Genomic DNA, 12013 nt, shown 5'->3' with positions numbered 1-12013 from the left:
CCACAGGTTGATTGCGATCAAATGTGGGAGTGGGCTTGCCCGCGATAGCGTCAGACCTGCCAACCCAATTTCAGGGATAACCCAACACCTGCTTGACCTGCACCAGGTTGCGCTCGATCCAGCCACGGTCAATCGCCCCCCAATCGCGAATCCGATAGCGCCCGGCATGATTGCGGGCGCCGTCTTCCTGCTCGAACTCGCAGACGATGTCCAGGTCCGCCAATGCGGCGATAGTGTCCTGGGCCGTGCGCCGGGGCATGCCGGTCACTTCGGTCAACGCCGGGACGCTGCTGGCCAATTGGCTGTCGATCAGATACGCCACATACAGGCGGCGGTAGAAACTGCTCTTGGTCTTGCTCACATCCATGCTCGCTTCCTCTTGGTTCAATCCCGCGCTGCGCCCTGCAAGTCGCGATAGGTCAGGTACACCCGCAGGTCGAATTCCACCTGATGGTAGCCGGGCAACATATATTCGCAGAGTTTATAGAACGCCTTGTTGTGGTCCGATTCCTTGAAGTGCGCCAACTCGTGGACAACGATCATCTTCAGGAACTCCGGCGCCGCGTCCTTGAACAACGCGGCGATGCGGATCTCTTTCTTGGATTTGAGATTGCCGCCCTGCACCCGCGAAATCGTGGTGTGCAGGCCCAGGGCGCGATGGGTCAGGTCCAGGCGGTTATCGAACAGCACTTTGTCGATGGCCGGTGCATTGCGCAGGTGCTCCTGCTTCAGGGCCAGGGCGTAGCTGTACAGCGCCTTGTCACTCTGCACCGCATGGCGCTCGGGGTAACGCTGGTGCAGGTAGTCGCCCAATTGATCCTTGGCGATCAATTGGCGCACTTGCTCTTGCAGGGCGGCGGGATAGGCCTGGAGGTATTTCAGCGCAGTCATGGGTTCGAACGGCAGGGGCGTGAGGTCGCCAGTGTAGCGAATTCAGCAGGGGCCTGCGCGCAGCGCGAAAGGCTGCGGCCACTGGGAAATATCGTCGGCCATCAGCGACGGGGCCACCAGCGGGCCCTGGATGAATTGGCAGCCATTGGCCTGCAGCCAGTGGCATTGCTCAAGGGTTTCCACGCCCTCGGCAATCACCAGCAAGCCGAAGTGCCCACACAGCTCGATAATACTGCGAGCCAGCGCGGCCTCCCGTGGCGAGTTGAGTACGCGGGCAACCAGGCCGGGGTCGAGCTTGAGCGTGTCGAACTCCAGGTCACGCAGATGCGCCAGGGAGCAGTTGCCCGAGCCAAAGTCATCGAGGGCTATTCGCACACCCAGGCGCCGGAGTTGCTTGAGCTGCTTGGTGGACTCTTCGATATTGTGCATCAGGCTTTCTTCAGCTATTTCCACTTCCAGTTGCCGCCCCTGCAACCCATGTCGCTCCAGTGCCTGCTGCAGCTGGGTCGCCAGGTTGGGCATATTGAACTGGCTGCTACTCAGGCTCACGCTCAGCACCCAGTCGTCACTCATGACCGGGGCCCAGGCCTGTCGCGCCAGCGCCACCTGGTGGAAGATCCAACTGCTGAGCTGACTGATCAGGCGCGCCTCCTCCAGCAAGGGCAGGAACAACCCGGGCGGCACATCGCCGACACTCGGGTGCTGCCAGCGCAACAAGGCTTCGACCCCGCGCAAGTGCCCGTCCACCAGGGACACCTGGGGTTGGTACACCAAGGTCACCTGCTTATGGTCGATGGCCTCGCGCACACTGCTTTCAAGCATCAGGCGCGAGCGGGCCCGGCCGTTCATTTCCTGATCGTAATAGCGATATTGCTGACGCCCGGCGCGCTTGGCTTCGTACATGGCGATATCGGCGGCGCGCAGCAGGCCGCTCAGGTCACGGCCGCAATCGGGGAAGATGGCAATGCCGATGCTGACCCCCAGCATCACCTCCAGGCCGTCCACTTGCTGGCAGATCGACACCCGCTCGATCAACTGTTCGGCAAGCTTGGCAGCCTGCTCCGGGTATTCCAGTTCCAGCAACGCGACGAACTCATCCCCACCAAGGCGGCCGAGAATGTCGCAACTGCGCAGGCACAGCGCCAATTGCTCCGAGACCCAACGCAGTACCCGGTCGCCGGCATCGTGCCCTACGGAATCATTGACCCGCTTGAAGCCATCCAGGTCCATATACAGCAGCACCGTGGAATGCTCGCTGCGCTCGTTGCGCAACAGGATCGTCTCCACGGTCTGATAGAAACCACGCCGATTGAGCAAACCGGTGAGGGGGTCAGTGACGGCCTGGGACTCCAGTTGCTGATGCAGATGGCGCACTTGCGACATGTCCTGCACGGTCACCACCATGGCCTTCTGTTCGCGGGGCAAGGGCGCACAGGACATGGCCACCGGCAGTTGCTGGCCGGGCGCGGTGCGCAGGATCGCGTCGTGCAGGCGCCAGGTTTCACCGCGCAGGTAGCCGGTGTACAACTCGCAGGCAAACCAGTCGGGCATATGGGGTTTTTGCAGGAAGCCCAGGAACGCCTGGCCTTGCAACTCGCCCACCGTGGCGTTGAGCAGTCGCGAAATAGCCGGGTTGGCGTAGCTGATCACCCCGTCTTCGCCCACCACGAGAATGCCCTCGGCGGCGTTGTCGAGCACCGAGGCATTGAAGGCCCGGGCCAGCTCCAGGTCATGACTCAAGCGCTGCAAGGCCCGCCGGTTGCGCTGATGCTCCAGCAAGGCCTGGACCTTGGGCTTGAGGATCAGCGGGTCGAAGGGCTTGAACAGGTAGTCGATAGCGCCGCTGGCATAGCCCTCCAGCACTGCGGCGGGCGATTGCTCAGTGGCACTCAGGAAGATGATCGGGGTCATGCGGGTGCGCTGGCTGCCGCGCATCAAGCGCGCCACTTCGAAGCCGTCCATACCCGGCATCCGCACATCCAGCAGCACCAGGTCCACGTCAGTTTCGAGCAAAAGCCCCAGGGCCTCCTCGCCGGAGGCTGCCGTCACCACCTGCCAGTCGTCGCGCTGCAGGAGCGCGCGCATGCTGATCAGGTTTTCCGGGTAGTCATCGACCACCAGGAGCACTGAGCAGCCTTCGGCCGGGGTTGGAGCGCATTCCATGCTGCATCTCTTCCTTGAGGGTTCATTCCGGTCATTTTTGCGACAAAACCGGACATTCAATGTGGAGTCACTCTAGCCTTGGATCCCATAAAGCAGAAGGTGCGCCGATGCCATCATTGCGCCAAAGGCCACACAACCGACTAACGGTCAGCGCCTACAGCCCACGGATTACGGGAAGGATGGCTTTTTGACAGACCACTGGCGCCAATAAACCGCCATAAAATCATTAACAAACCGTTACCAGCCGCTTATAAAGAACGCGCCAGCCCTTGGGCCAAAGCCTTTTGACCCTTCTTTCGTACAGCAAAGGCGCACTCAATGATTGATCTGTCCACCTGGAACCTGAGCATCCCTGTTGGCACCCCGCCAGCCACCATCGACACCCCCAAACTGCTCAGTGGTTTCAATGGCAAATACTTCCAGGCCGAAGGCAGCAGCGTGCAATTCTGGTCCCCCGTCACCGGTACCCGTACCGAAAACGCCATCTACCCGCGCAGCGAACTGCGGGAAACCTATGCCGACGGCCGGCTGCGCAACTGGACCTACCCAGAGGCCGACAACTACCTGCGCGCCACCCTGGCCATCAACCAGGTGCCCTCCTCGGGCAAGATCGTGATCGGTCAGATTCACGCCTATGACAGCCAGAAACCGCTGGTCAAAGTCGAATACCAATACAAGGAAAAAACCCAGACCGGCAACATCGTCGCCAAGGTGCGCATGCGCCCCGATGACAGCAAAGGCCGGGTGATTATCGTGGCCGAGAATGTGCCCCTGCAGCGCAACTTCACCTACGTCATCCACCTGAACAAAGCCGGCCTGCTGAGCATCGAGGCCGCCAACGGCCAATGGAACGAACGCCTCGGTGCCGCCTGGGGCAAGAAGCCGTTGTACTTCAAGGCCGGCGTATATGTGCAAGACAACAGTGGCGACAGCAAGGAAGGCGGCAAGGTGACATTTGCCAAGCTGGATATTGATCACAACTGACAGTCTGATCATTCTCACGACGCTTTAGGACAGAACCGCGACCCTGGGTCTCGACTTTCTTGTAGGACAATTCGAGTATGGCGCCGCGCATGCGCAATGCTTACCTATAAGAAAGTCATGGAGACTCATCAATGCCCTTCACTCGCACCCTACTCGCCCTGTCCATGGGCATGGTTCTGCTGCAAAACCCGGCCTTCGCTGCCCCGCCCTTGTCGATGACCGACGGGGTGGCCCAGGTCAGTATCCAGGACAGCAACGCCTGGGTTGAGATCAGCAAAGCCGCGTTTGAACACAACATCCGTACCCTGCAAGCCAGCCTCGCCGACAAGTCGAAAATCTGCGCCGTGCTCAAGGCCGACGCCTACGGTCACGGCATTGGCCTGCTGATGCCATCGGTGATCAAGCTCGGTGTGCCTTGCGTGGGCGTGGCCAGCAATGAAGAAGCCCGCGTCGTGCGCGAAAGCGGCTTCAAGGGTCAACTGATCCGCGTGCGTACAGCCGCCCTGAGCGAACTGGAAGCGGCGCTGCCGTACAACGTCGAAGAACTGGTGGGCAACCTCGACTTCGCCGTGCGCGCCAGCCTGATCGCCGAACATCATGGCCGCCCGCTGGTAGTACACCTGGGCCTGAACTCCAGTGGCATGAGCCGCAATGGCGTAGAAATGACCACTGCCCAGGGCCGCCGCGACGCCGTAGCCATCACCAAGGTGCCGAACCTGGAAGTGAAGGCGATCATGACCCACTTCGCCGTCGAAGACGCCGCCGACGTACGCACCGGTCTCAAGGCCTTCAACGAGCAGGCCAATTGGCTGATCAACGTCGCCCAACTGGACCGCAGTAAAATCACCCTGCACGCGGCCAACTCCTTCGCCACCCTGGAAGTGCCCGAGTCCCGCCTGGACATGGTACGCCCCGGCGGCCTGCTGTTTGGCGACACCGTGCCGTCGTTTACCGAATACAAGCGGGTGATGCAGTTCAAATCCCACGTGGCCTCGGTCAACAGCTACCCGAAAGGCAACACCGTCGGCTACGACCGCACCTACACCCTGAAGCGCGATTCAAAACTGGCCAACATCACCGTGGGCTATTCCGACGGCTATCGCCGGGCGTTCACCAATAAAGGCATCGTGCTAATCAACGGGCATCGGGTGCCGGTGGTGGGCAAGGTGTCGATGAACACGCTGATGGTGGATGTGACGGATGTGCCAACCGTGAAGAGCGGAGATGAGGTGGTGCTGTTTGGCAAGCAGGGGAATGTCCAGACCACCCAGGCGGAGGTAGAGGATATCAATGGGGCGTTGTTGGCTGACCTTTATACGGTGTGGGGGAATTCAAACCCCAAAATACTGGTCGATAAATAAGCCGAACACCATCCAAATGTGGGAGCGGGCTTGCCCGCGATGAGGGCGTATCAGTCATCCATTTATCGACTGATACACCGCTATCGCGGGCAAGCCCGCTCCCACACTGGTTTGTAGGCGGCCTCAAATAGCGAGCACAAAAAACCCGCATCTCTGCGGGCTTTTTATTAACACCTGAGGCTTAGTTGACCTTAGCGTTCAACTCACCTTTCAAATACCGCTGATACATCGCTTCCAACGACACCGGCTTGATCTTCGAAGCATTACCGGCCGTGCCGAACGCTTCGTAACGCGCAATACATACATCACGCATCGCAGTCACAGTGGCGCCGAAGAACTTACGCGGGTCAAACTCGCTCGGGTTGGTGGCCATCAGGCGACGCATCGCACCGGTGGAAGCCAGGCGCAGGTCGGTGTCGATGTTGACCTTGCGCACGCCGTGCTTGATGCCTTCGACGATTTCTTCAACCGGTACGCCGTAGGTTTCTTTGATGTCGCCGCCGTACTGGTTGATGATCGCCAGCCATTCTTGCGGTACCGAGGAAGAACCGTGCATCACCAGGTGGGTGTTGGGGATGCGCTTGTGGATTTCCTTGATGCGGTCGATGGCCAGCACGTCGCCGGTAGGCGGCTTGGTGAACTTGTAGGCGCCGTGGCTGGTGCCGATGGCGATGGCCAGGGCGTCGACCTGGGTGCGCTTGACGAAGTCAGCGGCTTCTTCCGGGTCGGTCAGCATCTGGCTGTGATCCAGCACGCCTTCGGCGCCGATGCCGTCTTCTTCACCGGCCATGCCGGTTTCCAGGGAGCCCAGGCAGCCCAGTTCGCCTTCTACCGAAACGCCGCAGGCGTGAGCCAGGGCCACGGTTTGTTGGGTGACGCGCACGTTGTAGTCGTAGTCGGTCGGGGTCTTGCCGTCTTCGCCGAGGGAGCCGTCCATCATCACCGAGCTGAAGCCCAGTTGGATGGAGCGCTGGCATACGTCAGGGCTGGTGCCGTGGTCCTGGTGCATGCACACCGGGATGTGTGGGAATTCTTCGATTGCCGCGAGGATCAGGTGACGCAGGAACGGTGCGCCGGCGTATTTGCGGGCACCGGCCGAAGCCTGGACGATCACTGGGGAGTCGGTCTTGTCAGCGGCTTCCATGATGGCGCGCATCTGCTCAAGGTTGTTGACGTTAAAGGCTGGGACGCCGTAGCCGAACTCGGCTGCGTGGTCCAGCATTTGACGCATGCTGATAAGTGCCATTGTGTCTCTCTCCCGGTCGAGGGTCGTTAATCGTGCAAGCCTGCCGTAGCGGCGGCTGCTATTCAAGTTATTGCAGATCAAGGGGTTGAGCCTTGGCCTGCTGAATCGTTATTGCAGGGTGAGGTTCGCAATCTTTGTCGAATTGGAACCGGATCCCATGTGCTCTGTATTACTGGGCCTTGCAGCCCCGGCCGATCAAATCATCGGTGGCAACCCAGTAAACCAGGCCTTCCTCACCTTTTGTGTGAAACGCCAGTTGCTCATTGCTGTACAGCGCGCCGGAAGCGGCCACATCTTCCTTGAGGCGATACACCAGGTCGGAGCCGCCGAGGCGCACATCCACCTGCTTGTGGTCGGTATCGACAAACCGCCAGTTCACCTGGGCCTGGCTGTCGCATACCCAGGTGGTCCATGGTTCTTGCTGCGCTGGTGCCTTGTTGAACATGTTCAGGTTGGCACAACCGGCCAATAGAGCCAGTGCTGCCAGGGCGATAACGCCTTTCATTGCCAATCCTCGAACGGCGGCCCGAGGCCGCCACTGCTGTCGGTTAGTGAATCAGACCCATCAAGGGCAACCCTGTTCCTTACCTTTGGGCGGGGAATCGTATTTCTCCAGCCCGTCGGGCCCTATGCGCTTGCTGATCACCGGCATGGTTTCAGCCTGCCAGTCGGCCTGGTAGCAGCCCTTGTGCGGTGCAGCCCCTGGGGCGTCGTCTACCGGCGCCTTGGGCGCGCTGCCGCAGCCGGCCAACAGGCCTGCTGCAATCACCAGCGCGAATGGCTTGATCATGGGAATGCTCCTTTTCCAGGCTGCGGGTCTCAGCCCTTGGCTCGACTTTCCAGCACTTCAACGGCTGGCAGGACCTTGCCTTCGACAAACTCAAGGAACGCGCCACCACCGGTAGAAATGTAGGAGATCTGCTCAGCAACGCCATACTTGTCGATGGCCGCCAGGGTGTCGCCACCGCCGGCAATGGAGAATGCCGAGCTTTCAGCAATCGCCTTGGCCAGCACTTTGGTGCCGTTGCCGAACTGGTCGAACTCGAACACACCGACCGGGCCGTTCCACAGGATAGTCCGGGAGGCTTTCAGCAGCTCGGCGAAGTTGGCCGCCGTTTGCGGGCCGATATCCAGGATCATGTCGTCAGCCGCCACATCTGCGATCAGCTTGACGGTCGCTTCGGCGCTTTCGGCAAATTCCTTGGCAACCACCACGTCCACCGGCAGCGGTACGCTGACCTTGGCCGCGATGGCACGGGCGGTGTCCAACAGGTCCGGCTCGTACAGCGACTTGCCTACCGGATGGCCAGCAGCGGCCAGGAAGGTATTGGCAATGCCGCCGCCCACGATCAGTTGGTTGCAGATCTGGCTCAGGCTGTTGAGCACGTCCAGCTTGGTCGACACCTTGGAACCGGCCACGATGGCAGCCATTGGCTGGGCTGGTGCGCCCAGGGCCTTGCCCAGTGCATCCAGCTCGGCAGCCAGCAACGGGCCAGCAGCGGCCACCTTGGCGAACTTGGCCACGCCATGGGTCGAACCCTCGGCGCGGTGCGCGGTGCCGAAGGCGTCCATCACAAACACGTCGCACAGCGCAGCATATTGCTGGGCCAGTTCGTCGCTGTTCTTCTTCTCGCCTTTGTTGAAGCGCACGTTTTCGAACAGCACGATGTCGCCGGCCTTGACGTCAACGCCGCCCAGGTAGTCAGCCACCAGCGGCACTTCGCGGCCCAGGGCCTTGCTCAGGTAATCGGCTACAGGCTTGAGGCTGTTTTCGGCGGAGAACTCACCTTCGGTCGGACGACCCAGGTGGGAGCAGACCATCACGGCCGCGCCTTTTTCCAGGGCCAGCTTGATGGTCGGCAGCGAAGCCAGGATTCGCGCATCGCTGGTGACTACACCGTCCTTGACTGGGACGTTGAGGTCTTCGCGAATCAGTACGCGCTTACCTTGCAGATCGAGGTCGGTCATCTTCAACACGGTCATGGTCGCAGTTCCTGAATTACTTGATTTTGAAGGGCTAATTTTGAAGAAGCGATGTGCAGATAATGTTCCGCAACATCCAGCATGCGGTTGGCAAAGCCCCATTCGTTATCGAACCAGGCCAGGATATTCACCAGCCTGGGGCCGGAAACGCGGGTCTGGCTGGCATCGACGATGGCCGAATGCGGGTCGTGGTTGAAATCACAACTGGCGTGCGGCAACTCGGTGTACGCCAGCAGGCCTTTGAGCGGGCCGCTGGTGGCAGCCTCGCGCAGGATCCGGTTGACCTCGCTGGCGTCGGTGTCGCTGACAGTCTGCATGGTGATATCCAGGCACGACACGTTCACCGTCGGCACGCGCACTGCTTTGGCCTGGATTCGCCCGGCAAGTTCCGGCAGCAGGCGTTCAATACCACGAGCCAGGCCGGTGGACACCGGAATCACCGACTGGAACGCCGAACGGGTACGGCGCAAGTCTTCATGGTGATAGGCGTCAATCACCGGCTGGTCGTTCATCGCCGAGTGAATAGTGGTAATCGACACATATTCCAGGCCAATCGCCTGGTCCAGCAGGCGCAACAACGGCACACCGCAGTTGGTGGTGCAGGAGGCGTTGGACACCAGCAACTCGTCACCGGTCAGGCAGTCCTGGTTGACCCCATAGACGATAGTGGCGTCGACATCCGCCTCGCTGGCCATCGGCTGGGAAAACAACACGCGCGGCGCGCCGGCGTCGAGGAACCGCTGGCCATCGGCCCGGGTGTGGTAGGCCCCGGAGCATTCCAGCACCAGGTCGACGCCCAGCGCCGCCCAGTCGATGCCCTCGGGCGTGGCACTGCGCAAAACCTTCACGCAGTTGCCATTGATATGCAGACAATCGCCGTCGATCCGCACTTCGCCGGGGAACCGGCCGTGGGTGGAGTCGAAGCGCGTCAGGTATTCGATGCTGGCCATGTCGGCCAGATCGTTGATGGCGACAATTTCAAACCCGGCCGCCGCCCCTCGCTCGAACAGCGCACGCAAGACGCAACGACCAATCCGGCCGTAGCCGTTGAGTGCAACTTTGTAGGGACGGGGTTGAGGCATGGGGTTCTCGATCAATGTTCGTTCAGTGTTGAATGTTCCATCGCTATCGCGGGCAAGCCCGCTCCCACATTAGACCGAGATCCAAATGTGGGAGCGGGCTTGCCCGCGATGGCGCCAGTACAGACAACGCAGACTGACTTAGTCTTCCAGCAGCTCTTCAGCCTGACCCAGGATGTTTTCCAGGGTGAAACCGAACTCTTCGAACAACGCTGGCGCCGGCGCCGACTCACCGTAGGTGGTCATGCCGATCACGCGACCTTCCAGGCCCACGTACTTGTACCAGTAGTCGGCATGCGCCGCTTCGATGGCAATACGCGCGCTGACCTGCAACGGCAGGACCGATTGCTTGTAGTCGGCGTCCTGGGCTTCGAACACGCTGGTGCACGGCATGGACACAACGCGCACGTTGCGGCCTTGGGCGGTCAGCTTGTCGTAGGCCTGAACGGTCAGGCCCACTTCGGAACCGGTGGAGATCAGGATCAGCTCCGGCTCGCCAATGCAGTCCTTGAGCACGTAGCCACCACGGCTGATGTCGGCGATCTGCGCGTCAGTACGCACTTGGTGTTGCAGGTTCTGACGGGAGAAGATCAGCGCCGAAGGGCCATCCTTGCGCTCGATCGCGTGCTTCCAGGCCACCGCGGATTCCACCGCGTCGGCTGGGCGCCAGCAATCCAGGTTCGGCGTGGTGCGCAGGCTGGTCAGTTGCTCGACCGGCTGGTGCGTCGGGCCGTCTTCGCCGAGGCCGATGGAGTCGTGGGTGTACACATGGATCACACGCTTCTTCATCAGCGCGGCCATGCGTACGGCATTGCGCGCGTATTCCATGAACATCAGGAAGGTCGCGCCGTAAGGCACCAGGCCGCCGTGCAGGGCAACGCCGTTCATGATGGCGCTCATGCCGAACTCGCGCACGCCGTAGTACATGTAGTTGCCGCTGGCGTCTTCAGCCGAGACACCTTTGCAGCCTTTCCACAGGGTCAGGTTGGAACCGGCCAGGTCAGCCGAACCGCCGAGGAACTCAGGCAGCAACGGGCCAAAGGCGTTCAGGGTGTTCTGGCTGGCTTTACGGCTGGCGATGGTCTCGCCCTTGGCCGCGACTTCGGCGATGTAGGCCGAGGCTTTTTCCGAGAAATCAGCAGGCAGGTCACCGGCCAGGCGGCGTACCAGTTCGTTGGCCAGCTCAGGGAACTCTGCGGAGTAGGCCGCAAAACGCTGGTCCCACTCGGCTTCTGCGGCGCGACCGGCTTCCTTGGCGTCCCACTCGGCGTAGATATCAGCCGGGATTTCGAACGGGCCATGGTTCCACTTCAGCGCTTCGCGGGTCAGGGCGATTTCCGCGTCACCCAATGGGGCGCCGTGGCAGTCTTCCTTGCCTTGCTTGTTCGGCGAACCGAAGCCGATGGTGGTCTTGCAGCAGATCAGGGTCGGCTGCTCGCTTTTGCGCGCGGTTTCGATGGCGGTCTTGATCTCTTCCGGATCATGGCCGTCAACATTGCGGATCACCTGCCAGTTGTAGGCTTCGAAACGCTTTGGCGTGTCGTCGGTGAACCAGCCTTCGACTTCGCCGTCGATGGAGATGCCGTTGTCATCGTAGAAAGCAATCAGCTTGCCCAGGCCCAGGGTGCCGGCCAGGGAGCTGACTTCATGGGAAATGCCTTCCATCATGCAGCCATCACCCAGGAACACGTAGGTGTGGTGGTCGACAACATTGTGGCCAGGACGGTTGAACTGCGCCGCCAGGACTTTTTCTGCCAGGGCGAAGCCCACGGCGTTGGCCAGGCCTTGGCCCAGGGGACCGGTGGTGGTCTCGACGCCTGGGGTGTAGCCGAATTCCGGGTGGCCCGGGGTGCGGCTGTGCAGTTGGCGGAACTGCTTGAGGTCGTCGATGGACAGGTCATAGCCGGTCAGGTGCAGCAACGAATAGATCAACATCGAGCCATGGCCGTTGGACAGCACGAAGCGGTCGCGATCGGCGAACGACGGGTTGCTCGGGTTGTGTTTCAGGTAGTCACGCCAAAGTACCTCGGCGATATCCGCCATGCCCATTGGGGCACCGGGATGGCCGCTGTTGGCTTTTTGCACGGCATCCATGCTGAGGGCACGAATGGCGTTGGCACGCTCACGACGGCTGGGCATCGCTGATCTCCTGGAGGTTGAATAAAAGAAACGGAAAAAAGGACCGGCATTTTCCCTCAGCCAAGGCCTCAGGGGCAATGACAGATACCGACTTATGTAGGTTTTTCCTGTGGTTTGGACTGCATTGGCGGCAAGAACACTTCCCGCCGTTCGTCTAAAGGTTATAG

At 60.8% G+C, this 12013-nt stretch carries 11 protein-coding genes; 2 read left to right on the top strand and 9 right to left on the bottom strand.

All coding sequences use genetic code 11. From position 1 onward, the window contains the following. Positions 1-70: 70 nt before the first annotated feature. The 3 genes from HBR93_RS08450 to HBR93_RS08440 are packed head-to-tail and all read right to left on the bottom strand — an operon-like array spanning position 71 to position 3054. Positions 71-367 carry a winged helix-turn-helix domain-containing protein gene (locus HBR93_RS08450; protein WP_038444032.1) on the bottom strand — a complete coding sequence of 99 codons (297 nt, stop codon included), beginning with the start codon at positions 365-367 and terminating at the stop codon, positions 71-73. Positions 368-384: 17 nt separating this feature from the next. Continuing rightward, positions 385-891 (bottom strand): M48 family metallopeptidase, encoded by a 507-nt coding sequence (locus HBR93_RS08445; RefSeq protein WP_057440240.1) that lies wholly within the window; start codon positions 889-891, stop codon positions 385-387. Positions 892-933: 42 nt separating this feature from the next. Further along, positions 934-3054, bottom strand: coding sequence for an EAL domain-containing protein (locus HBR93_RS08440; protein ID WP_057440239.1), 2121 nt, complete (start codon positions 3052-3054; stop codon positions 934-936). A gap of 318 nt (positions 3055-3372) precedes the next feature. Here HBR93_RS08440 and HBR93_RS08435 point away from each other — a divergent pair, with 318 nt between their 5' ends. Together HBR93_RS08435 and alr are read left to right on the top strand one after the other, a co-directional pair. After that, positions 3373-4038 carry a polysaccharide lyase family 7 protein gene (locus HBR93_RS08435; RefSeq protein ID WP_057440238.1) on the top strand — a complete coding sequence of 222 codons (666 nt, stop codon included), beginning with the start codon at positions 3373-3375 and terminating at the stop codon, positions 4036-4038. A gap of 131 nt (positions 4039-4169) precedes the next feature. Next, positions 4170-5399, top strand: a complete 1230-nt coding sequence (gene alr, locus HBR93_RS08430; RefSeq protein WP_057440237.1) for an alanine racemase — start codon at positions 4170-4172, stop codon at positions 5397-5399. Between the two features lie 181 nt (positions 5400-5580). On the opposite strand, the gene fba is transcribed toward alr, so the two are convergent. The 6 genes from fba to tkt form a co-directional block, all read right to left on the bottom strand. Next, the gene (fba, locus tag HBR93_RS08425; protein WP_029297347.1) at positions 5581-6645 is read right to left on the bottom strand and encodes a class II fructose-bisphosphate aldolase; all 1065 of its coding nucleotides are present in this window, start codon (positions 6643-6645) and stop codon (positions 5581-5583) included. A gap of 169 nt (positions 6646-6814) precedes the next feature. Then, complete coding sequence (locus HBR93_RS08420) at positions 6815-7150, bottom strand: MliC family protein (protein WP_057960853.1); 336 nt, start codon at positions 7148-7150, stop codon at positions 6815-6817. Positions 7151-7210: 60 nt separating this feature from the next. Further along, on the bottom strand, positions 7211-7435 hold the full coding sequence (locus tag HBR93_RS08415; protein WP_169960124.1) for a hypothetical protein: 225 nt from the start codon (positions 7433-7435) through the stop codon (positions 7211-7213). 29 nt (positions 7436-7464) lie between these two features. After that, positions 7465-8628 (bottom strand): phosphoglycerate kinase, encoded by a 1164-nt coding sequence (locus HBR93_RS08410; RefSeq protein ID WP_057440234.1) that lies wholly within the window; start codon positions 8626-8628, stop codon positions 7465-7467. Beyond that, positions 8625-9710 carry an erythrose-4-phosphate dehydrogenase gene (epd, locus tag HBR93_RS08405; RefSeq protein ID WP_057960854.1) on the bottom strand — a complete coding sequence of 362 codons (1086 nt, stop codon included), beginning with the start codon at positions 9708-9710 and terminating at the stop codon, positions 8625-8627. The genes HBR93_RS08410 and epd overlap by 4 nt, the downstream gene beginning before the upstream one ends. A 138-nt stretch (positions 9711-9848) precedes the next feature. Further along, entirely contained in the window at positions 9849-11846 is a 1998-nt protein-coding gene (gene tkt, locus HBR93_RS08400) for a transketolase (RefSeq protein WP_057440233.1), read from the bottom strand. Positions 11847-12013: the final 167 nt, after the last annotated feature.

The organism is Pseudomonas sp. WS 5411 (assembly GCF_012985595.1).
GTDB classification, from domain to species: domain Bacteria; phylum Pseudomonadota; class Gammaproteobacteria; order Pseudomonadales; family Pseudomonadaceae; genus Aquipseudomonas; species Aquipseudomonas shahriarae.
This window is presented reverse-complemented; position numbering and strand designations above follow the sequence as displayed.

Bases quoted from the DNA above. Each gene is read 5' to 3' on its own strand.
- HBR93_RS08450 (WP_038444032.1), bottom strand. From the start codon at position 367: ATGGATGTGAGCAAGACCAAGAGCAGTTTCTACCGCCGCCTGTATGTG.
- HBR93_RS08415 (WP_169960124.1), bottom strand. From the start codon at position 7,435: ATGATCAAGCCATTCGCGCTGGTGATTGCAGCAGGCCTGTTGGCCGGC.
- HBR93_RS08445 (WP_057440240.1), bottom strand. From the start codon at position 891: ATGACTGCGCTGAAATACCTCCAGGCCTATCCCGCCGCCCTGCAAGAG.
- fba (WP_029297347.1), bottom strand. From the start codon at position 6,645: ATGGCACTTATCAGCATGCGTCAAATGCTGGACCACGCAGCCGAGTTC.
- HBR93_RS08420 (WP_057960853.1), bottom strand. From the start codon at position 7,150: ATGAAAGGCGTTATCGCCCTGGCAGCACTGGCTCTATTGGCCGGTTGT.
- epd (WP_057960854.1), bottom strand. From the start codon at position 9,710: ATGCCTCAACCCCGTCCCTACAAAGTTGCACTCAACGGCTACGGCCGG.
- alr (WP_057440237.1), top strand. From the start codon at position 4,170: ATGCCCTTCACTCGCACCCTACTCGCCCTGTCCATGGGCATGGTTCTG.
- HBR93_RS08440 (WP_057440239.1), bottom strand. From the start codon at position 3,054: ATGGAATGCGCTCCAACCCCGGCCGAAGGCTGCTCAGTGCTCCTGGTG.
- tkt (WP_057440233.1), bottom strand. From the start codon at position 11,846: ATGCCCAGCCGTCGTGAGCGTGCCAACGCCATTCGTGCCCTCAGCATG.
- HBR93_RS08410 (WP_057440234.1), bottom strand. From the start codon at position 8,628: ATGACCGTGTTGAAGATGACCGACCTCGATCTGCAAGGTAAGCGCGTA.
- HBR93_RS08435 (WP_057440238.1), top strand. From the start codon at position 3,373: ATGATTGATCTGTCCACCTGGAACCTGAGCATCCCTGTTGGCACCCCG.